This is a genomic window from Actinomycetospora lutea (assembly GCF_028737205.1).
Lineage (GTDB): Bacteria > Actinomycetota > Actinomycetes > Mycobacteriales > Pseudonocardiaceae > Actinomycetospora > Actinomycetospora lutea.
The window spans coordinates 305,805-325,753 of the sequence record NZ_JAQZAL010000002.1; the positions used below are offsets into that span (position 1 = coordinate 305,805).

Annotated in this window: 21 protein-coding genes; 10 read left to right on the forward strand and 11 right to left on the reverse strand. The window is 74.4% G+C overall.

The genetic code is table 11. From position 1 onward, the window contains the following. Positions 1-78 precede the first annotated feature (78 nt). The 10 genes from PHK61_RS04075 to PHK61_RS04120 all read right to left on the reverse strand — a co-directional run bounded on the left by PHK61_RS04075 (position 79) and on the right by PHK61_RS04120 (position 10,498). The gene (locus tag PHK61_RS04075; protein WP_274279670.1) at positions 79-1,005 is read right to left on the reverse strand and encodes a shikimate dehydrogenase; all 927 of its coding nucleotides are present in this window, start codon (positions 1,003-1,005) and stop codon (positions 79-81) included. A gap of 4 nt (positions 1,006-1,009) precedes the next feature. Beyond that, positions 1,010-2,350 carry an endolytic transglycosylase MltG gene (locus tag PHK61_RS04080; RefSeq protein ID WP_274279671.1) on the reverse strand — a complete coding sequence of 447 codons (1,341 nt, stop codon included), beginning with the start codon at positions 2,348-2,350 and terminating at the stop codon, positions 1,010-1,012. 128 nt (positions 2,351-2,478) lie between these two features. Next, positions 2,479-2,937: a Holliday junction resolvase RuvX gene (gene ruvX / locus PHK61_RS04085; protein ID WP_274279672.1), complete on the reverse strand. Its 459-nt coding sequence runs from the start codon at positions 2,935-2,937 to the stop codon at positions 2,479-2,481. Positions 2,938-2,947: 10 nt separating this feature from the next. Next, positions 2,948-5,620 (reverse strand): alanine--tRNA ligase, encoded by a 2,673-nt coding sequence (alaS, locus tag PHK61_RS04090; RefSeq protein ID WP_274279673.1) that lies wholly within the window; start codon positions 5,618-5,620, stop codon positions 2,948-2,950. Positions 5,621-5,674: 54 nt separating this feature from the next. Then, positions 5,675-5,977 (reverse strand): hypothetical protein, encoded by a 303-nt coding sequence (locus PHK61_RS04095; RefSeq protein WP_274279674.1) that lies wholly within the window; start codon positions 5,975-5,977, stop codon positions 5,675-5,677. Continuing rightward, entirely contained in the window at positions 5,974-6,375 is a 402-nt protein-coding gene (locus tag PHK61_RS04100) for a DUF948 domain-containing protein (protein WP_274279675.1), read from the reverse strand. Before PHK61_RS04100 ends, PHK61_RS04095 begins: the two co-directional genes overlap by 4 nt. 175 nt (positions 6,376-6,550) lie before the next feature. After that, positions 6,551-7,393 (reverse strand): hypothetical protein, encoded by an 843-nt coding sequence (locus tag PHK61_RS04105; protein WP_274279676.1) that lies wholly within the window; start codon positions 7,391-7,393, stop codon positions 6,551-6,553. Positions 7,394-7,696: 303 nt separating this feature from the next. Then, on the reverse strand, positions 7,697-9,148 hold the full coding sequence (locus PHK61_RS04110; protein WP_274279677.1) for a replication-associated recombination protein A: 1,452 nt from the start codon (positions 9,146-9,148) through the stop codon (positions 7,697-7,699). Further along, positions 9,145-9,606, reverse strand: coding sequence for a hypothetical protein (locus PHK61_RS04115; RefSeq protein ID WP_274279678.1), 462 nt, complete (start codon positions 9,604-9,606; stop codon positions 9,145-9,147). Before PHK61_RS04115 ends, PHK61_RS04110 begins: the two co-directional genes overlap by 4 nt. A 13-nt stretch (positions 9,607-9,619) precedes the next feature. Next, on the reverse strand, positions 9,620-10,498 hold the full coding sequence (locus PHK61_RS04120) for a polysaccharide deacetylase family protein (protein WP_274279679.1): 879 nt from the start codon (positions 10,496-10,498) through the stop codon (positions 9,620-9,622). Positions 10,499-10,545: 47 nt separating this feature from the next. Between PHK61_RS04120 and PHK61_RS04125 the strand changes: the two genes are divergently transcribed. Beyond that, positions 10,546-11,025 (forward strand): Lrp/AsnC family transcriptional regulator, encoded by a 480-nt coding sequence (locus tag PHK61_RS04125; protein ID WP_274279680.1) that lies wholly within the window; start codon positions 10,546-10,548, stop codon positions 11,023-11,025. Beyond that, positions 11,025-12,194, forward strand: a complete 1,170-nt coding sequence (locus PHK61_RS04130; RefSeq protein WP_274279681.1) for an aminotransferase class I/II-fold pyridoxal phosphate-dependent enzyme — start codon at positions 11,025-11,027, stop codon at positions 12,192-12,194. The genes PHK61_RS04125 and PHK61_RS04130 overlap by 1 nt, the downstream gene beginning before the upstream one ends. 50 nt (positions 12,195-12,244) lie before the next feature. On the opposite strand, the gene PHK61_RS04135 is transcribed toward PHK61_RS04130, so the two are convergent. Further along, entirely contained in the window at positions 12,245-13,018 is a 774-nt protein-coding gene (locus PHK61_RS04135; protein ID WP_274279682.1) for an isocitrate lyase/PEP mutase family protein, read from the reverse strand. A gap of 195 nt (positions 13,019-13,213) precedes the next feature. Between PHK61_RS04135 and PHK61_RS04140 the strand changes: the two genes are divergently transcribed. Genes PHK61_RS04140 through PHK61_RS32005 form a run of 8 tightly spaced genes read left to right on the forward strand, consistent with a single transcriptional unit; the run spans position 13,214 to position 19,948 of the window. Beyond that, entirely contained in the window at positions 13,214-14,269 is a 1,056-nt protein-coding gene (locus PHK61_RS04140; protein ID WP_274279683.1) for an NADH-quinone oxidoreductase subunit B family protein, read from the forward strand. 27 nt (positions 14,270-14,296) lie between these two features. Further along, positions 14,297-16,099 (forward strand): nickel-dependent hydrogenase large subunit, encoded by a 1,803-nt coding sequence (locus PHK61_RS04145; RefSeq protein ID WP_274279684.1) that lies wholly within the window; start codon positions 14,297-14,299, stop codon positions 16,097-16,099. Then, positions 16,099-16,644, forward strand: a complete 546-nt coding sequence (locus PHK61_RS04150; protein WP_274279685.1) for a NifU family protein — start codon at positions 16,099-16,101, stop codon at positions 16,642-16,644. The genes PHK61_RS04145 and PHK61_RS04150 overlap by 1 nt, the downstream gene beginning before the upstream one ends. Further along, the gene (locus tag PHK61_RS04155; protein WP_274279686.1) at positions 16,641-17,252 is read left to right on the forward strand and encodes a DUF5947 family protein; all 612 of its coding nucleotides are present in this window, start codon (positions 16,641-16,643) and stop codon (positions 17,250-17,252) included. The genes PHK61_RS04150 and PHK61_RS04155 overlap by 4 nt, the downstream gene beginning before the upstream one ends. After that, positions 17,249-17,920, forward strand: a complete 672-nt coding sequence (locus PHK61_RS04160) for a DUF6084 family protein (RefSeq protein WP_274279687.1) — start codon at positions 17,249-17,251, stop codon at positions 17,918-17,920. The genes PHK61_RS04155 and PHK61_RS04160 overlap by 4 nt, the downstream gene beginning before the upstream one ends. After that, positions 17,917-19,314 carry a hypothetical protein gene (locus tag PHK61_RS04165; protein ID WP_274279688.1) on the forward strand — a complete coding sequence of 466 codons (1,398 nt, stop codon included), beginning with the start codon at positions 17,917-17,919 and terminating at the stop codon, positions 19,312-19,314. The genes PHK61_RS04160 and PHK61_RS04165 overlap by 4 nt, the downstream gene beginning before the upstream one ends. Next, complete coding sequence (locus PHK61_RS04170) at positions 19,311-19,847, forward strand: hydrogenase maturation protease (RefSeq protein WP_274279689.1); 537 nt, start codon at positions 19,311-19,313, stop codon at positions 19,845-19,847. The genes PHK61_RS04165 and PHK61_RS04170 overlap by 4 nt, the downstream gene beginning before the upstream one ends. Beyond that, positions 19,844-19,948, forward strand: a complete 105-nt coding sequence (locus tag PHK61_RS32005) for a DUF6893 family small protein (RefSeq protein WP_420791344.1) — start codon at positions 19,844-19,846, stop codon at positions 19,946-19,948. The genes PHK61_RS04170 and PHK61_RS32005 overlap by 4 nt, the downstream gene beginning before the upstream one ends. Position 19,949 lies beyond the last annotated feature (1 nt).

Below are 19,949 nucleotides of genomic sequence, written 5' to 3' on the forward strand. Positions count from 1 at the left end.
GGCGTGTCGCGCCGGCGAGGATGTGGCGATCCTGGCGTCACACGCCAGCGATGCCGCATCGCTCGAACCTCGGCGACCTCACAGCAGGGGCACGGGCAAGGGCAGGAGCGGGGTGTCGGTGGTGGCCGCGAGGGCGCGGTGCATCGCCTCGCGCGGGGCCGGGAGGCCGGTGAACTGTTCGACCTGCCCGAACGCCTGGTGCAGGAGCATGTCGAGGCCCGTCGCCACGGTGAGCCCCCGGGTCGCGGCCGCGGCGGCCAGCGGCGTCGGCCACGGGTGGTAGACCGCGTCCAGCACGACCGCGAACGAGGGCAGGTCCGCCACGAGGCGGTCCGCCAGCTCGGCGTCGATCGACCCCGCCGGCGTCGTGTTCACCAGTGCCCTGGCGTCCGCCAGGTCGCGCGGGGCGAGGTCGGCCCAGGTCACCGCGCGTCGCGCGAGCCCGAAGTCCCGGGCGACGGCGAGGGTGCCGGCCGCCCGCTGCGCGTCGCGCACCACGAGCGTCACCCCCTCGCAGCCGATGTCGTCGAGCCCGCCGAGGGCCGCGCACGCCGTCGCCCCGCTGCCCAGGACCACCGCGTCGGCGGCGGACACGGTCGGCGGAACGTCCCGCACCCCCGCCGCGCGCAGCGCCCCCGCGACGCCGTCCACGTCGGTGCAGTCCGCGACCCACCCGCCCTCGCGCGGCACCAGCGTGTTGGCCGCCCCCACGCGCCGCGCGCGCCACGAGGCCGAGGACGCCGTCTCCAGTGCGGCCCGCTTGCCCGGCATCGTCACCGACAGCCCCGCCCAGGACCCGTCGAGGCCGCGCACGAAGGACGGCAGCTCCTCGGCGGTGCACTCGACGGCCTCGTAGGTCCACCCGTCGAGCCCGAGCGCGGCGTAGGCGGCGCGGTGCAGCACCGGCGAGCGCGAGTGCGCGACCGGCGAGCCCAGGACGGCGGCGCGACGGGGGACGCGGCGTGCACCGGAGCACGCCGGGAGGGGAGCTCGACCCGTCGACACGGCCTCAGTAGACCCCGCGCTCCTGCGCCAGCCGCCGGTTGGCGTCGTGCTCGGCGGGCGTCACCGCGAAGCACGAGATGCCGTCCGCTTGGCACTTCACGAAGTACACCCACGGCCCCGGCTCCGGGTCGAGCGCGGCCCGCAGCGCGTCCGGGCTGACCGCGCCGATGGGGGTCGGGGTCAGCCCGAGGTTGAGGTAGGTGTTGTACGGGCCGGGGCGCGCCCGGTCGTACGGGCTGGTCAGCAGCGTCTGGCGGTCGAGGGGGTAGTTGACCGTCGAGTCGAACTGCAGGCGCATGGGCACCGCGAGCCGGTTGACGATCACCCGCGTGACCTTGCCGAAGTCGGCCGGCACGCCCTCGCGCTCGGCCAGGGAACCGACGATGAGCGCGTCGTAGGGCTGCAGGCCGGCGGCGCGGGCCTCCTCGACGAGCCCGCCGGCCTCGAGGCGCGGCGCCGAGGCCCGGACGACGGCCTCGAGGGCCTCGCGGGCGCCGGTGCCCGGCGCGATGTCGTACGGCCCGGGGGCCAGCAGGCCCTCGAGGCGGCGGTTCGGCTCGGCGCGCCTGACGCCCTCCTGCGCCCACGAGGGCACCCCGAGCTCGGCGGGGTCGGTGCCGGCCATCGCCGCGCGCAGCTCGTCGACCGTCGCGCAGCGCTCCGCGCCCGACTCGTCGACCGTGCAGGTGGCCCGCGCGATCTGCGACAGGACGCCCGGCACGACCTCGGTGCCCACGCCGACGGTGTCGTCGAGCTGGGTGCCGCTGCGGATGTCCAGGCGACCGACGCGGGTGGCCGGGTCGAGCAGGGCCGCGACCGCGCCCGCCGAGGACATCTGGCGGCGCAGCTCGTAGAAGCCGGGCTGGATGGCGCGCCCGTTCGGGTTCTCCTCCGCGGCGTCGCCGAACGCCCGGGCCGAGGCGACGACGTCGGCGGCCACGAGCTCCTCGCCGATCGCGCGGGTCGACGAGCCGTCGGCGACCTCGACGACGACCCGGCCCGTGCCGGGGCCGTCGTAGTCGGGCGGGAAGAGGACCGGCCACAGGTCGCGGGCGAAGAACACCCCGCCGACCAGCGCGAGCACGAGCACCGCGGCCACCCCGGGCCACAGCCAGCGGCGGCGGCGCGGCGGCCGGCCCTGCGGCAGGGCCTCGGTGACGGCGTCGCCGCCGCGGCTCGGCTCGTCGTCCCCGAGCAGCCACCCGGGGTCCGCCTCCGGGGTGTCCTCCCGCGGCGTCGACGGCGGGGCAGGGTCCGGCGCCTCGGCCGCCGGGACGCGCCACGCGGCCGCGTAGTGCCGGTCGGTCTCGGCGTCGGGGTGCGCGACGTACCGGTCCCGCGACACGGACGACCCCGAGGATCCCGAGGACCCCGACCCCGCCACGGACCGCCCGGTCGTCGCCGACATCCGGATGACCCGGCGTCCGCCGTGCTGCCGACCGTCGGGCCGACCGCGCCCGGGGTGACGTCCGGTCACGAGTCCTCCGCGGTGTCGGGCGTCCGGCGCGCCCGGCGGGTGTCGAGGTATCCCTGCAGGATCTCCACGGCGGCGGCCTGGTCGATCACCCGGCGCTGCTTGCGGCCCTTGACCCCGCGGTCGGAGAGCGTCCGGGCGGCCGTGACGGTGGTCAGGCGCTCGTCGGACAGGACGACGGGCACCTCGCGGGACGCGAGCCGCCCCGTGAGGGCCTCGGCGTAGGCACGCGCGGTCTGCGCGGCCGGGCCGTCGCGACCGGCGAGCGTCCGGGGGAGCCCCACGACCACCTCGACCACCTCGTGCTCGTCGACGAGCGCCACCAGCCGGCCCAGGTCGGTGCCGGCATCATCGTGAGCGAGCGTAACGAGCGGGGAGGCGAGCACCCCGGCCGGATCCGAGAGCGCCACGCCCACCCGCACGCTGCCGACGTCGACGCCGAGACGCCGCCCCGGCACGGCAGAAGAGTCACCGGCCAGCGCGGGCCACCTCCGCGCGGAGGGCGGCGATGGCGTCGTCGATCCCGGCGGCCCCGCTCCCGCCGCCCTGGGCGAGGTCGGGCTTGCCGCCGCCGCGGCCGTTCACCGCGGGGGCGAACGCCTTGACGAGGTCGCCGGCACCCAGGCCCCGCTCGCGGGCGGCCTCGGTGGTGGCGACCACGAACGACACCTTGTCGCCGTCGGGCGCGAAGAGCGCCACGACGCCGGGACGGGCCTGCAGGCGCCCGCGCACGTCGCCCGCGAGCGAGCGCAGGTCGCCGCCGCCGACGCCCTCGGGCGTGCGGGCCGCGACGAGCGCGACGCCGTCGACGTCCTGCGCGCCGTCGGCCAGCGACCCGGCCGAGGACAGGACCTCGCGGGCCCGGATGGTCTCGAGCTCCTTCTCGGCCGCGCGCAGGCGCTCGACGATGCCCGAGACGCGCTCGGGCAGCTCCTCGCTGGGCGTCTTGAGCTGCTCGGCGAGCTGGTTGACCAGCACGTGCTCGCGGTTGAGGTGGCGGAAGGCGTCCAGGCCGACGAGGGCCTCGACACGGCGCACCCCGGAGCCGATGGACCCCTCGGTGATGACCTTGACCATGCCGAGCTCGCCGGTGCGGGCCACGTGGGTGCCACCGCACAGCTCGCGGGAGTACTCCCCCATGTCGACGACGCGGACGTGGTCGCCGTACTTCTCGCCGAACAGCATCATGGCGCCGAGCTCGCGGGCCCGGTCCATCGACGTCACGTACCAGTCGACGTCGCGGTCCTCCTGCAGGATCGTGTTGACCTCGTCCTCGACCTCGAGCAGCAGCGCCGGCGGGATGCCCCCCGACGGCGAGGTGAAGTCGAAGCGCAGGCGCCCGGGCGCGTTGAGCGAGCCGGCCTGGGCCGCGGCCGGGCCCAGCGCGTTGCGCACCCCGGCGTGGACGAGGTGGGTGCCGGTGTGGGCGCGCGCGATGGCGGTCCGGCGCGCGACGTCGACCTCGGCGTCGGCGGCCGTGTCCACCGCGACCGTCCCGCCGGTCACGACGCCGCGGTGGATCCGCAGGCCGGGCACGGGGATCTGGACGTCGTCGACGTGGATCGTCCCGTCGCCGGTGCGGATCGTGCCGGTGTCGGCCTGCTGGCCGCCCGACTCGCCGTAGAACGGGGTGTTGTCCAGGACGACCTCGACGACGTCGCCCTCGCGGGCCACCGGCACCGGCTGCCCGTCGACCAGCAGCCCCACGATGCGCGCGGCGGCCTGGAGGTCGGTGTAGCCCAGGAACTCGCCGGGCGGGTGCTCCTCGAGCAGGCGCCGGTAGACCGAGTGGTCGGCGCTGCCCTGCTTGCGGCTGGCGGCGTCGGCCTTGGCCCGGGCGCGCTGCTGGTCCATCAGCGACCGGAAGGCACCCTCGTCGACGTCGAGCCCGGCCTCCGTGGCCATCTCGAGGGTGAGGTCGATCGGGAAGCCGTAGGTGTCGTGCAGGGTGAAGGCGTCCTCGCCCGAGAGCACCGAGCTCCCCGCCGCGCGCGTGGTGGCCACGGCGTCGTCGAACAGCCGCGAGCCGGTGGTCAGGGTGTTGCGGAAGGCGTCCTCCTCGGCGCGCATCACCGAGACGATGCGATCGAAGTCGGACACGATCTCGGGGTACGACGGCCCCATCGCGTCGCGCACCACGGCGGTGAGGTCGGCGAGCACCGGCTCGGTGATCCCCAGCAGCCGGGCGTTGCGCACGACGCGGCGCAGCAGGCGCCGCAGGACGTAGCCGCGGCCCTCGTTGCCGGGGGTCACGCCGTCACCGATGATCATCGTGCCGGTGCGGATGTGGTCGGCGATGACGCGGAAGCGCACGCCGTCCTCGGGGGTGCCCCCGTCGTAGGAGCGCCCCGACAGCTCCTGGACGCGGTCGATCGTCGGGCGCAGCAGGTCGGTCTCGTAGACGTTCTCCACGCCCTGCAGCAGGAAGGCGACGCGCTCGATGCCGAGCCCGGTGTCGATGTTCTTCTGGGGCAGCTCGCCGATCGGGGCGGCGCCGTACTTCGGGCTCTCGTCCCCCCGCACGTCCTGCATGAACACGAGGTTCCAGATCTCGAGGTAGCGGTCCTCGTCGGCGACCGGCCCGCCCTCGAGCCCGAACTCCGGCCCGCGGTCGAAGTAGATCTCCGAGCAGGGGCCGCCGGGGCCGGGCACGCCCATGTCCCAGTAGTTGTCGCGGCCGTCGCGGCGCTGGATGCGCTCGGCCGGCAGCCCGACCTCGTCGCGCCAGATGCGCTCGGCCTCGTCGTCGTTCTCGTAGACGGTGACCCAGATGCGGTCGGGGTCGAAGCCGAACCCGCCGTCCTCGACGCTGCCGGTCACCAGCTTCCAGGCGTGGCGGATCGCGCCTTCCTTGAAGTAGTCACCGAACGAGAAGTTGCCCGCCATCTGGAAGAACGTGTTGTGGCGGGTGGTGTGGCCGACGTTCTCGATGTCGCCGGTGCGCACGCACTTCTGGATCGACGTGGCCGTGTGCCACGGGGCCGGCGCGTCGCCGAGGAAGTACGGCTTGAACTGCACCATCCCGGCGTTGACGAACAGCAGCGTCGGGTCGTCGAGGATCAGCGAGGCACTGGGGACGGGGGTGTGGCCGGCGTCCTCGAAGTGTGCGAGGAAGCGGCGGCGGATCTCGTGGGTCTGCACGGTGTCCTGCTCGGGAGGAGGTGCGGGTAGGGGGCGCGAGGCGCGGGGACGTGCTCAGCGTGCGTGCGAGTCTCCCCGCCGGGGCGCTCGCGCGTGACGGGCCGACGACGGCGACTCGGGCCGCACCGGGATCTCCGTCGTGTCCTCCACCATCGCGTACAGCTCCTCGGAGCGTTCGTTCATTCCGGCGCGCACCTCGGCGCCGAACGCCCCGAGCCCCGCGCCGAGCTCGCGCAGGCCCTCGCCGAGGCTCGCGCCCATGCCGGCGGGCGTGGCCTTCTGCGTCAGCTCGTTGACCTTGCGGGTGGCGGTGACGCCGACCGCGACACCGACGCCGACCCAGAACAGACGTCTCATGCGCGCACACTCCGCTTCGACTTCCGGCTCTTCGGGGGCGGCGCGTTCTTCAGCCGGCGGGCCTGCTGGGCCTTGCGCAGCCCGTAGGACAGCGCGGCGACCTTGACGAGCGGCCCGCCGAGCGTCGCCGTGAACAGCGTGCTCAGCGCCTTGGTGTTGGCCGCGACGGCCTGGGCGCTGGAGGTGACCCCGTCGACCCGCTCGAGCTGGGTGTTGACGGTGGTGAGCGTGACCCCGGCGTCGGAGAGCAGGGGCTCGGTGCCCTCGTGGGCCTTGCGGATCGCGATCGTCGCCTCGTCGAGCGTGCGTCCGAGCTTGATCAACGGGATGGCGAGCAGCACCACCAGGATCACGAACGCCACCGCGGCGACGATCGCCGCGATCTGGCCGACCGACACGGGTCCTCCTCGAAGTGCTGGATGCGGTGCAGGTCCCCGGACCGACGCCCGGCGACACCACCGGTGAAGGCGGCGTCGCGGACGACACCTGGCGCAGGTGGCGGCAGGTTACCGTGCGCCATCCGGCCCTCGTCCGACCCCGGGCGCCCACTGTTGATCAGCAGGCCGGTTCCGATCAGCAGGCCGGGAGCCCGAGCCCGCCGCGGTAGGCCGGCGCGAGGTACACCTCGGAGATGTAGCCGATCCGCCCGTCGGGGGCGCGGGCCCCGAGCCAGAGCGCGGACACCGCGGCGTTCGGGTTCTGCCCGATGTTGGTCGAGGTGACGTCGGCGTTGGTGATGACCTCGCCGGTGAGCTGGCAGACCGCGAGGAACGTGAAGCCGCTGGCCACGTCGGTGCCCGGGATCTTGCAGCCGGGGATGCTCGCGCAGCGCGCGACCGGCCGGGACGACAGGTACGACGGCGTCCGGTCCTCGACCAGCGCCCCGTCGCCGATCGCCACCCGGTTCTGGACGACGACCGTGCGCACGGCCGGCGGGTCCGGCGCGGCGTCGAGGACCACGACGAGGGCGGTCGCGAGGGCCGCGACGAGGGCGAGGAGCACGGCGAACGCCACGATCTCGACGCGGCGGCGGGTGGAGCGGTGCGGCACGGGCGCGGGCGCGACGGGGGCCGGAGTGGTGGCCGGAGTGGTGGCCGGGGTGGTGGCCGGGACGGCGGCCGGGGTGGGGAGCGGCTCCGCGCGCGGGGTCCCGGGCTCGCGCAGCCGGTCGTGCCGCGCCCGCCACGCCGCCACCTCGTCGGACGTCAGCCCGATGGCGCCGAGCACGTCGGTGACGAGGTCGGCGTTGGGCAGCCCGGGTCCCCGCGTCGCCGCGGCGATGGTCGACTTGCCCCACCCGGAGAGCTCCTCGGCGCGCCGGAAGGACACGTCGTGCGCGCGCAACGTCTCGCGGAAGTCGGTGCAGAAGCGCGCCGGGGAGTCCCGTCCCCCGGGCTCCCCCGCCTGTGGTGCCACACCCTCGCCGTCGATGACGTCCCCCTCAGGTACCCCTGTGGTCCCCCCGGACCCCACGCGTGATCGTCCGGCACGGCGGGCCCGATGCCCAGCCGCCGTCCGGCCGCTGTCCGGGACGGCGCCCGGACGGCCTCCGGACATCCGCGGACGCGTCCCCGGAAACCCCGTCGGTGCCGCACACGAAGATGCGGACGAGGCCACCGGACCGTCGGGGGGCGGTGGCCCCGCGAGCGGGGTGCCGCGGGCAGCCGGGGGGCGTGCCCGCGGCACCCCTCCCCGCGCCGCCCCGCCTCCGGCCGGCCCCTACCCGCCGCCGCCCCGGACGACCTCGCGCAGGCGCGCGAGCCGGTTGGCGCGGTCGCGCTCGTCGCCGCGCCCGCCCGGGCGGTAGTAGTCGCGCCCGACCAGCTCGTCGGGCGGGTACTGCTGGGTGACGACCCCGGCGCGGTCGTCGTGCGGGTAGACGTAGCCGACGGCGTTGCCCATGGCCTGGGCGCCCGCGTAGTGCCCGTCGCGCAGGTGCGGCGGCACCGGCCCGGCCGCGCCGGAGCGCACGTCGCCCATCGCCTCGTCGATCGCGGTGATCACCGCGTTGGACTTCGGCGCGGTGGCGAGGTGGATGGTCACCTGGGCCAGGTTGATCCGCGCCTCGGGGAGCCCGATGAGCTGCACGGCCTGGGCGGCGGCGACGGCGGCGGGCAGCGCGGTGGGGTCGGCGAGCCCGATGTCCTCGCTGGCGTGCACCACCAGCCGCCGGGCGATGAACCGCGGGTCCTCCCCCGCGACGATCATGCGGGCGAGGTAGTGCAGGGCGGCGTCGGGGTCCGAGCCGCGGATCGACTTGATGAACGCCGAGATGACGTCGTAGTGCTGGTCGCCGGCGCGGTCGTAGCGCACGGCGACCTCGTCGACGACGCGCTCGACGTCGGCGAGCGTGATCGGTACCCGATGGTCGAGCTCCGCTTCGCTTCGTCTCCCGCCCTGCCCGCCCACCGCGTCGGCGGCCGCCTCCAGGGCGGTCAGCGAGCGGCGCCCGTCGCCCGCGGCGAGCCGGACGAGGTGGGCGCGCGCGTCCTCGTGCAGCGTCACCGCGCCGCCGAGGCCGCGGGGGTCGGCGACGGCGCGGTCGAGCAGGGTGCCGACGGCCTCGTCGTCGAGGGCGTGCAGGCCGAGCACCAACGACCGCGACAGGAGGGGCGCCACCACGGAGAACGACGGGTTCTCGGTGGTCGCGCCGACCAGCAGCACCACGCGGTCCTCGACCGCGGCGAGCAGGGCGTCCTGCTGGGTGCGCGAGAAGCGGTGGATCTCGTCGATGAACAGCACGGTGCGCCGAGGCTCGCTCGCGGCGAGGCGGCGGCGCGCGACCTCGATGACCCCGCGCACCTCCTTGACGCCGGCGTTCAGGGCGCTGAGGGCCTCGAACGCGCGGCCGGTGGCCTGCGAGATGAGGCGCGCGAGCGTGGTCTTGCCGGTGCCGGGCGGGCCGTGGAGCAGCACCGACGCCGGCGCGGCGCCCTCGACCAGGCGGCGCAGCGGGGCACCGGGCGCGAGCAGGTGCTGCTGCCCGACCACCTCGTCGAGGCTCGCCGGGCGCATCCGGACCGCCAGCGGCGCCGCGACGCCGCTCGTGGGCGCCGGACGGTCCTCCACGACCCCGCGCGTCACCGGCCTGCGCAACTCCTCCGGGCCGGGGTCGGGGCCCTCGGGGACGGGCTCCGGCGCCGCGACCTCGAACAGGCCCTCCTCGCTCATGCCCCGAACGGTACTGACGCCCCCCGACGTTCCTGATGTGGCCGACGGGTCACCCGCCAGCAGGACGCGGCCACCGGGACGACGTCGAGGGGCACGGTGCCGTGCACGAGGAGCCGCCGCGGGGCGCCCGGGTCGGGGCCGGCCAGCACGAGCGGCGAGGCGTCGTGGAACGCGGCGACCGAGAGGCGGACGATCGCGTCGGCCAGGGTGTCCCCGTCGATCACCGGCGGGGTCCCGCCCGCGCGCGCCACGATCTCGTCGACGCATCCGGCGGGTGGCAGCGCGCCGTGCGGGCCGGCGACGGTGTAGCCGCCGGCCCAGGCCGCGACCCGCCAGCGCCGCGGGGCGAGCCACCGGGTCAGCGCGGCCGCCCGGCGCCGGGCCGCGCCGGGGTCGGGCGGGCCGAGGGTGTCCTCCCACGGCGCGCGCACCCGGCCGGACCCGCAGGCCCCGCACATCAGACGGCGTCCATCAGTGGCGGGGGTGCCGCGCGACGAAGTCCTGCGCGATCTCGTCGAAGGTCGCCCAGCGCACCCCGTCGTGGCCGTTGATGTGCTCGATGAGCCGTTCGAGGGCGAGCAGCACCTGCGGGCGGCCGGAGACGTCGGGGTGGATCGTCATCGTGAAGGCCGCGTCGTCGCACTCGCGGTAGGTCCAGTCGAACTGGTCGCGCCACATCTGCTCGATGTCGCGCGGGTTGACGAAACCGTGGCTGTTCGGGCTGCCCTTGATGAACATCATCGGCGGCAGGTCGTCGAGGAACCAGTTCGCCGGGATCTCGACGAGGTCGGTCTCCGTGCCCCGCACCAGCGGCTTCATCCACGTCTGCGCGGGCCGGTCGTAGTCGATCGGCGTCCACGAGTCGCCCACCCGCACGTAGTAGGGCGTGACGTCGCGGTGCATCAGCGAGTGGTCGTAGCGGATGCCGCGGTCGAGCAGGATCTCGTTGGTGACCCGGCTGAACTCCCACCACGGCGCGACGTAGCCGGTGGGCCGGGTCCCGCTGCGGCGCTCGATGAGGTCGACGCAGTAGTCGAGGATCGTCTCCTCCTGCTCGCGGCTCATCGCGAGCGGGTTCTCGTGGCTGTAGCCGTGGACGCCGGTCTCGTGGCCCGCCGCGACGCACGCGTCGAACTCGGCGGGGAAGGTCTCCACGGAGTGGCCGGGCCAGAAGAACGTCTGGGTCAGCCCGTACCGGCGGAAGAGCTCGATCAGCCGGGGCACGCCGACCTCGCCGGCGAACAGGCCCCGCGAGATGTCGTCGGGCGAATCCTGCCCGCCGTAGGAGCCGAGCCAGCCGGCCACGGCGTCCACGTCCACCCCGAACGCGACGAAGATTTCCTTGGTCACGACTGCTCCTCCCGACGACCACGGCGGTCGACGACTAGGGTTCCCCCATGCGCGAGATCCTCAGCGTGCTCGAGTCCGACGCCCGTGCGACCCCCGAACGGATCGCGGCGCTCACCGGGATCGCGGAGGACGAGGTGCGCGCGGCGATCGCGGCGTGGGAGGCGGACGGCGTCATCCGCCGGTACAAGACGGTGATCGACCGCGACCGGCTCGGCGAGGACCGCGTCACGGCGTTCGTCGACGTCACCGTCGCGCCGGAGCGGGGTCGCGGTTTCGACGACGTGGCCGAGCGGATCGCGCGGTTCCGGGAGATCCGGGCCGTGCACCTGGTGAGCGGGGCGCAGGACCTGCGGGTCGAGGTGGAGGGCTCCTCGATGAAGGAGGTCGCGGACTTCGTCGCCCAGAAGCTCTCGGGCGTCGAGCGCGTGACCGCGACGAGCACCCACTTCCTGCTGCGCCGCTACAAGGACGACGGCCAGCTGCTCACCGACCCCGAGCCCGACCAGCGCCTGTCGGTGATGCCCTGATGGCACCTTCCCGCAAGCCGCTGTCGCGGGTCGTCGAGGCCTGCCCGCCCTCGGGCATCCGCAAGTTCTTCGACCTGGCGCAGACCATGAAGGGCGTGATCACGCTCGGCGTCGGCGAGCCCGACTTCCCGACGCCGTGGGGCGTGCGCGAGATGGCGATCCACGCGCTGACCCGCGGCGCGACGACGTACACGGGCAACTCGGGGCTGCTCGAGCTGCGCGAGCTGATCTGCGCCGACCTCGCCGCGCGGAACGGCACCACCTACCGCCCGGCCGACGAGTGCCTGGTGACCTCCGGGGTCTCCGAGGGCCTCGACCTGGCGCTGCGCGCGCTGGTCAACCCGGGTGACGAGGTGATCGTCCCCGAGCCGTCGTACGTCGCCTACCAGCCGTGCGTGGCGTTCGCGGGCGGTGTCGGGGTGCCGGTGCCGATGGATCCGGCGGAGGGCTACCGGCTCGACGCCGACCGGATCGCGGCGGCGGTGACGCCGCGGACCAAGGCGGTGCTGTTCGGCTCACCGTCCAACCCGACGGGCGCGGCGCAGTCGGCCGAGGACCTCACCGCGCTGGTGGCCCTGGCCGAGCGCGAGGACTTCTGGCTGGTCAGCGACGAGATCTACGACCGCCTGACCTACACCGGCACCCACACGAGCACCGCGGCGATCCCGGGCGCCTGGGACCGGACGGTGCTGCTCAACGGGTTCTCGAAGGCCTACGCGATGACCGGCTGGCGGGTCGGCTACGTGTGCGCGCCGGAGCCGCTGGCGGCGCTGATGCACCGCATCCACCAGTACACGATGCTCTGCGCCCCGCACGTCAGCCAGGTCGCGGCGATCGAGGCCCTGCGCAGCGCCGAGCCGGACGTCACCGAGATGGTCGCCGACTACGACCGGCGCCGGCGGCTGTTCGTCAAGGGCCTCGACGAGCTCGGGCTGACGTGCCCGGAGCCCGGCGGCGCGTTCTACGCGTTCCCGTCGATCCGGGCCAGCGGGCTGTCGTCGCAGGACTTCGCCGAGCAACTGCTGGGCGAGCAGAAGGTCGCCGTGGTCCCGGGCGACGTGTTCGGCCCGTCCGGCGAGGGCCACGTCCGTTGCTCGTACGCCACCGCGCTCCCCCTGCTCGAGGAGGCCCTCGAGCGGATGGGCCGCTTCCTCGCCGCCCGTACGTGAGCGAACTTCGGGGCTATGGCCCCGAAGTCCGCTCACGGACTCCGGACGGCTCAGTTCAGCTTGCGGGTGCCTTCGGGCAGGCCGCCGCCCGCGTAGGCGTCCTCGGCGAGCCGGGCCAGGGCCGTGAGCGCGACGTTCTGGCTCCACGGCCCGAACGAGCAGCGGGCCACGCCCAGCTCGGCCAGGCGGCCCGTCCCGGGCATCCCGGGCACGCCGATGACGTTGACCTTGCGCTCCCCGAGCGCCGCGACCAAGGCCCGGATCGTCTCCTCGGAGAGCTTGCCGGGGACGAAGACGTTGGTGGCGCCCGCCTCCAGGTAGGCGCGGCCGCGCTCGATCGCGTCGTCGAGGATCACCTGCGGGTCGCGGTCGCCGCCGCGCACCCAGGCGTCGGTGCGGGCGTTGAGCGCGAACGGCACGCCGGCCCTCTCCGCGGCGGCGACGGCCGCCTCGACCGCCTTCACCGACTCGGACAGCGGCTTGAGCTGGTCCTCGAGGTTCGCGCCCACGATCCCCACGTCGATGGCGCGGGCGATCGTGCCGCCCGGGTCGCCGTAGCCGCCCTCGAGGTCGGCGGTGACCGGTAGCTCGGTCTGCCGGGCGATCAGCCCGACCTCGCCGATCATCTCGTCGCGGGGGATCACCTCGCCGTCCGGGTAGCCGCGCGACGCGGCGATACCGTGGCTCGCGGTGGCGAGGGCCTTCGTGCCCGGCGTGTTCGCCACCGTGGTCGCCGTGATCGCGTCCCACACGTTGACGACGACGAGCAGGTCGGGGGCCTCGTGCAACCGGCGGAGTTCAGCTGCTCTGTCAGCGGTGCTCATGCCCCACCCCTACACCCGCGCGGCCCCCTGGACAGCCCCCGGCGACGAGGGCCACCCCGGGGAATTGAGGGTGTCCACACTGCGCCGGGCTCCTACGTGATCGGGTCACTTACCGGGCCCACACCCCGCTGGCAGATTGGCTGACCTCGGCGGACCACCACCTGCCCTACCGCCGTGGAGCGGTCGGGGGAAGCGGTGAGCACTTTCGCCTCGCACGACGACACGACGGTCCACATCCTCTGGATCAACGCCGGGCTCAGCTGTGACGGCGACTCGGTCGCGCTCACGGCGGCCACCCAGCCGAGCATCGAGGAGATCGCGCTCGGCGCGCTGCCCGGGCTGCCGAAGGTCGCCGTGCACTGGCCGCTCATCGACTTCGAGTCGGGCCCGGACAAGGGCGCCGACACCTTCATCGAGTGGTTCTTCCGCGCCGAGCGGGGCGAGCTCGACGGGCCGTTCGTGCTGGTCATCGAGGGCTCGATCCCGAACGAGGCGATCAAGGCCGAGGGTTACTGGTGCGGCTTCGGCAACAACCCCGCGACCGGTCAGCCGATGACCACCAGCGAGTGGATCGACCGCCTCGCCCCCAAGGCGCTGGGCATCCTCGCCGTGGGCACGTGCGCGACCTACGGCGGCATCCACGCCATGGCCGGCAACCCCACCGGGGCGATGGGCGTCGCGGACTACCTCGGCCGGGACTGGAGATCGTCGGCCGGGCTGCCGATCGTCAACGTGCCCGGCTGCCCGGTGCACCCGGACAACCTCTCCGAGACGATCCTCTACCTGCTCTACCAGGCCGTCGGGTCGGCGCCGATGATCCCGCTCGACGAGGCGGGCCGGCCGACGTGGCTGTTCGGCATGACGGTGCACGAGGGCTGCGACCGCGGCGGCTTCTACGAGCAGGGCCAGTTCGCCTCCGAGTACGGCTCCCCCGAGTGCCTGGTCAAGCTGGGCTGCTGGGGCCCGGTCGTGAAGTGCAACGTGCCCAAGCGGGGCTGGATCAACGGCGTGGGCGGCTGCCCGAACGTCGGCGGCATCTGCATCGGCTGCACCATGCCGGGCTTCCCGGACAAGTTCATGCCGTTCATGGACGCCCCGCCCGGCAGCAAGATCTCCGGCGCGGCCAGCGGCGCCTACGGCGTGGCGATCCGCAAGCTGCGCGACATCACCGCGAAGACCGTCGACAAGGAACCGCGCTGGCGCACACCCGGCCGCCAGCTGCGCACCGGCTACCAGCCCACCGCCTTCTGACCCCGACAGCCCTGAGAGGTCGCAGCCATGACCGCCACAGCGCCGAAGCAGAGCACGGGCCGGAAGACCGACCTCGTCGAGATGGCGTGGGACCCGATCACGCGGATCGTCGGCAGCCTGGGCATCTACACGAAGATCGACTTCGCCGCGAAGCGCGTGGTCGAGTGCCATTCCACGTCGTCGATCTTCCGCGGCTACTCCATCTTCATGAAGGGCAAGGACCCGCGCGACGCGCACTTCATCACGAGCCGCATCTGCGGGATCTGCGGGGACAACCACGCGACCTGCTCGGTCTACAACCAGAACATGGCCTACGGGGTGCGCCCGCCGCACCTCGGAGAATGGATCATCAATCTCGGCGAGGCCGCCGAGTACATGTTCGACCACAACCTGTACCAGGACAATCTGGTCGGCGTGGACTTCTGCGAGAAGATGATCGCGGAGACCAATCCCGGCGTCCTCGAGCTCGCGAACCGCACCGAGGCCCGCGGCGCCGCCGAGCACGGCTACCGCACGATCGGCGACATCATGCGGGCGCTCAACCCGTTCACCGGCGAGTTCTACCGCGAGACGCTGCAGGTCAGCCGCTACACGCGCGAGATGTTCTGCCTGATGGAGGGCCGTCACGTGCACCCCTCCACGCTCTATCCGGGCGGAGTCGGGACGGTCGCGACGATCCAGCTGTTCACCGACTACATGACGCGCCTCATGTGGTACGTCGAGTTCATGAAGCGCGTCGTGCCGATGCACGACGACCTGTTCGACTTCATGTACGAGGCGCTGCCCGGCTACGAGGAAGTGGGACGACGGCGGGTGCTGCTCGGGTGCTGGGGCTCGCTCAACGACCCCGAGCACTGCGACTTCGACTACCGGACCATGACCGACTGGGGCCGGAGGATGTTCGTCACCCCGGGCGTGGTGGTGGACGGGGAGCTCGTCACCACGGATCTGGTGGAGATCAACCTCGGTATCCGCATCCTGCTCGGCAGCTCGTTCTACCGCGGCTGGGAGGACCAGCCGGTGTTCGTGCGGCAGGACCCGCTCGGCAACCCGGTCTCGCAGGACCACCCGTGGAACCAGCACACGATCCCCGCCCCGCAGAAGCGCGACTTCGACGACAAGTACTCGTGGACGATGTCGCCGCGCTGGTTCGACGGCACCGACCACCTCCCGCTCGACACCGGCGGCGGACCGATCGCCCGGCTCTGGGCGACCGCGCTCGCCGGGCTCGTGGACATCGGCTACGTCAGGGCCACCGGCCACAGCGTCGACATCAACCTGCCGCGCACGGTGAACCGGGGCGAGCGCACGTTCACCTGGACCCCGCCGACGGACGGGCAGGGACGTCCGCTGTCCAACGCGATCGAGCGCGACCGGGCCCGCACCTACTTCCAGGCCTACGCCGCCGCGGCCGCGCTGCACTTCCTGGAGAAGGCGCTGGCCGAGGTCCGGGCCGGTCACTCGAAGACCTGGGAGTCGTTCGTCGTCCCCGACGAGTCGGTGAGCTGCGGGTTCACCGAGGCCGTGCGGGGGGTGCTGTCGCACCACATGGTGGTGCGCGACGGGAAGATCGCGAACTACCACCCCTACCCGCCGACGCCGTGGAACGGCAGCGTCCGCGACAAGTTCGGGACGCCCGGCCCGTACGAGGACGCGGTGCAGAACACGCCGATCTTCGAGGAGAACGGCCCGGACGACTTCAAGGGCATCGACATCATGCGCGCGGTCCGCAGCTTCGACCCGTGCCTGCCCTGCGGGGTGCACATGTACCTCGGCAACGGCAGACAGGTGCACAAGGAGACCTCGCCGACCCAGCTGAACCTGCCCTGATGGCGCCGCCGGAGGCGGCGGCCACCGACCCCGGCGCCGTCGCCGAGAGCATCGCCGTGCTGCTCGACGAGCTGGCGGCCGACCCCGCCGCGCGCGAGGTCGGCGAGGACCTGGTGCGCGTGCTCATGGAGTTCTACGGCGCGGGCCTCGCGCAGATGGTGGCGATCGTCCGGCTCGGCGCCGGGGACGCGCTCGTGCACCGGCTCGGCGCCGACCCGCTCGTCGCCGCGCTGCTGGCCCTGCACGGCCTGCACCCCGTCGACCTGCCCACCCGGGTCGGCCACGCGCTCGACACCGCCCGGCGGCGCCTGGGCCACCACGGCGCCGGGATCGCGCTCGACCGCGTCGACACCCACACCGGGACGGTCCACGTCACGCTCGCCACCGGGTGCGGCGCGGGGTCGGAGACCGTCCGCGACGTCGTCCGCTCCGCCGTCGCCGAGCTGGCGCCCGAGATCGCGGCCGTCGAGTTCGCCGCCCCCGAGCCGGGGCCGACCCTGCTGCAGCTCGGCATCCGGCCCCCGGAGCCGGCGGCGGGCTCATGACCGTCGCGGGGCTGCGCCGGTTCCTCACCCCGCGCGCCGACCCGACCCCCGCGCCGGCCGAGCGCTGCGAGCTCTGCGCCCAGGAGGTGCCGCCCGAGCACCCGCACCTCGTGCACACGGGCGACCGTTCCCTGCGCTGCGCCTGCCGGGCCTGCGCGCTGCTGTTCACCGACCGCGAGGACGGCCACCGCACCGTCCCCGACCGGTACCTGCGCGATCCCGGCTTCGTCCTCACCGACGCGCAGTGGGACTCGCTGCAGATCCCGGTGGGTCTGGCGTTCTTCCTGCACAGCACGACGGTCGGCGGCGTCCTCGCCTGCTACCCGAGCCCCGCGGGCGCCACCGAGAGCGAGCTCGACCTCGCGCACTGGTCCGACGGCGTCGGCGCCGGCCGCCTCGCCGCCGTGCTCGAGCCCGACGTCGAGGCCCTGCTCGTGCGGCGGGGGGCCGGGACCGAGTGCCTGCTCGTGCCCGTCGACGCCTGCTACCGGCTGGTCGGGCTCGTGCGCCGGTACTGGCGCGGCTTCGACGGCGGCGCCGAGGCGTGGGAGCGGATCGACGGCTTCTTCGACGACCTGCGCGCCCGCGCCCGGGAGGTGCGCCCGTGACCCTGCCCTTCCCCCGCGCCGCGCCCGGCCCCGCGTTCCGGTTCACCGTCACCGGCGCCGACCACGACCCGTCGGCGCTCGCGCCCACCCTGCGGCTGCACGTCGCGGTCGCCGAGACCACCGGGACCCGGGTCCACGCGCTGGCCCTGCGGACGCAGATCCGGATCGAACCCGGCCGCCGCCGCTACGCGCCCGACGAGCAGGCCCGCCTCGTCGAGCTCTTCGGCGAGCCCGAGCGCTGGGGCCGCACGCTCAACCCGATGCAGCTCGCCACGGTCGCGAGCACCACCCCCGGCTTCACCGGCGCGCACGAGCTCGTCCTCGAGGTCCCGCTGACCGCCGACGCCGACATCGCCGCGACCCGCTACTTCCGCGGCCTGGACGGCGGCGAGGTGCCGCTGCTGCTGCTCTTCAGCGGCACCGTCTTCTACGAGGGCGAGCCCGGGGTGCAGGTCGGGCTCGTGCCGTGGAGCTCGGAAGCGGCGTTCCGGCTCCCGCTGGCGGTGTGGACCTCGATGATGGAGGCCCACTTCGGCGGCACGGTCTGGGTGCGGCTCCCCGCCGACACCCACGCCGCGCTGGCGGCCTGGCGCGCGGCCCACGCCCTGCCGAGCTGGGAACAGACCGTCGCGGCGCTGCTCGCGGCGGCCGAGGAGCGTGGGCCGTGACCGCGCCGACCGACCCCTTCACCGACGTCACCGCCGTCGCCGACGCCGTGCTCTTCGAGGGCTACCTGCTCTACCCCTACCGGGCGTCGGCGCAGAAGAACGCCCTGCGCTGGCAGTTCGGCGTCCTCGTGCCCCCGGCCGCCGCCGAGGACCTCGCCGAGCCGTCGCGCAGCCGCACCGAGCTCCTGCTGGAGCCGCGGCCGCGAGCCGTGCTGCGCGTCCGCGTCCGGTTCCTGCAGGTCCAGGAGCGGGTGCTCGTCGACGCCGCCGGCCGGGTCCGGGACGAGATCACCGTCGACGGGGTCCCGCACTTCGGCTGGGAGGAGGGCGTGGTGCGGGAGGTCCACGCCGCGATCCCCGTCGACGAGCTCGCCCGGCACCCGATCACCCTCTCGATCACCGGCCCGGCCGCGGAGACGCGCACACCGATCGTCGACGCGCAGGGCACCGCGCACGGGGCCTACCTGCGCCGCACCCGGGCGATCGCGGGGCACGCCCGGCTCACCGCGCAGCCGGTGCCCGGGCCGTACGGCGCGCTGCGCCTGCGCCTCGACGTCGTCAACGACACCCCGGGCCCGCCCGGCCTGCCGCGGACGACGGCACTGCACACCGCCATGGTCGCCGCGCACACCGTCCTCGGCCTCGACACGGGCGCGTTCCTCTCCAGCGCCGATCCCCCGGAGTGGGCCGCGCCCGCGGTCGCCGGGTGCGTCAACGAGCACAGCTGGCCGGTGCTCGCCGGCCCGCCGGGCACCGCCCGGCTCGTCCTGGCGTCGCCGATCATCCTCTCCGACCACCCGCAGCTGGCGCCGGAGAGCACCACCGACCTGTTCGACGGCACCGAGAACGACGAGATCCTCAGCCTGCGCACCCTCGCGCTCACCGAGGCCGAGAAGCGCGAGGCCCGGGCCACCGACCCGCGCGCCGCCGAGCTCCTCGACGCCCTCGAGGCCATGGGCCCGGCGATGTTCGAGCGTCTGCACGGGACGTTCCGCACCGACGGGCGCGCCGCCGACCCGATCCCGACCCTCACCACGCCTCCCGATGGTCGAGCGCCCCTCTCGGCGTGCTCCTCCGATCGCTTCCTCGCCCCGGGCACTCCCTGGTGGGACCCCGGCGCCGACGCCTCGGTCGACCCGGCGACCGACACCGCGCTGGTCGGCGGTACGCCGGTGGCGCGGGGCAGCAGCGTGGTCCTGCGCCCCGGACCGGGCGGCGACGCCCAGGACGCCTTCCTCGCCGGCGCCACCGCGACCGTGCAGGCCGTGCTGCGCGACGTCGACGGCGGCACCCACGTCGCGGTCTCCCTCGACGACGACCCCGGCGCCGACCTCCAGGCCACGCACGGCCGCCACCGCTACTTCCGGCCGGACGAGCTGGAGGTGATCCGGTGAGCAGGATCCTCGTCGCCGGCGTCGGCAACGTGTTCTTCTCCGACGACGGCTTCGGCTCCGAGGTGGCCCGCCGGCTGCTCGGCGCGCGCCGCCTGCCCCCCGACGTCGAGGTCGTCGACGTCGGCATCCGCGGGATGCACCTCGCCTACCGGGTCCTCGACGGCTACGACGTGCTCCTCCTCGTCGACACCCACGCGGGCGGACGGGCGCCGGGGACGCTCTGCCTGCTCGAGCACGACATGGCCGACGCGGGGGCCGCCGCCGGGGCCGGGGCGGCGTTCGACCCGCACGGCATGGAGCCCGACGCCGTCCTCGACCTGATCGGCGCGCTCGCGCGCGGGGTCGGCGCCCACGAGCTGCGCCGGGTCCTCGTGCTCGGCTGCGAGCCCGCCGGGACCGGGGCGGGCATGGGGCTCAGCCCGCCCGTGGCCGCCGCCGTCGACGACGCCGTCGAGGCGGTCGCCCGCATCGTCGCCCGCCTGCGCGCGGACGAACCCTTCACCGCCGTCACGCAGAGCGGAGCCGTCCGATGATGAAGATCCTGATCCTCGCCGCGCTCGGCGGCGGCGCGTGGGTGGCCTGGAAGAGCTCCCGCGACGACATCGCGCGCTACCGCCGCATCCGGGACATGTGAG

What these genes read in the sequence shown, in the direction of transcription:
- PHK61_RS32005 (WP_420791344.1), top strand. Translation starts at nt 19,844, where the DNA reads ATGATGAAGATCCTGATCCTCGCCGCGCTCGGCGGCGGCGCGTGGGTG.
- PHK61_RS04110 (WP_274279677.1), bottom strand. Translation starts at nt 9,148, where the DNA reads ATGAGCGAGGAGGGCCTGTTCGAGGTCGCGGCGCCGGAGCCCGTCCCC.
- PHK61_RS04125 (WP_274279680.1), top strand. Translation starts at nt 10,546, where the DNA reads ATGCGCGAGATCCTCAGCGTGCTCGAGTCCGACGCCCGTGCGACCCCC.
- PHK61_RS04095 (WP_274279674.1), bottom strand. Translation starts at nt 5,977, where the DNA reads ATGAGACGTCTGTTCTGGGTCGGCGTCGGTGTCGCGGTCGGCGTCACC.
- PHK61_RS04130 (WP_274279681.1), top strand. Translation starts at nt 11,025, where the DNA reads ATGGCACCTTCCCGCAAGCCGCTGTCGCGGGTCGTCGAGGCCTGCCCG.
- PHK61_RS04150 (WP_274279685.1), top strand. Translation starts at nt 16,099, where the DNA reads ATGGCGCCGCCGGAGGCGGCGGCCACCGACCCCGGCGCCGTCGCCGAG.
- PHK61_RS04135 (WP_274279682.1), bottom strand. Translation starts at nt 13,018, where the DNA reads ATGAGCACCGCTGACAGAGCAGCTGAACTCCGCCGGTTGCACGAGGCC.
- PHK61_RS04155 (WP_274279686.1), top strand. Translation starts at nt 16,641, where the DNA reads ATGACCGTCGCGGGGCTGCGCCGGTTCCTCACCCCGCGCGCCGACCCG.
- PHK61_RS04115 (WP_274279678.1), bottom strand. Translation starts at nt 9,606, where the DNA reads ATGTGCGGGGCCTGCGGGTCCGGCCGGGTGCGCGCGCCGTGGGAGGAC.
- PHK61_RS04145 (WP_274279684.1), top strand. Translation starts at nt 14,297, where the DNA reads ATGACCGCCACAGCGCCGAAGCAGAGCACGGGCCGGAAGACCGACCTC.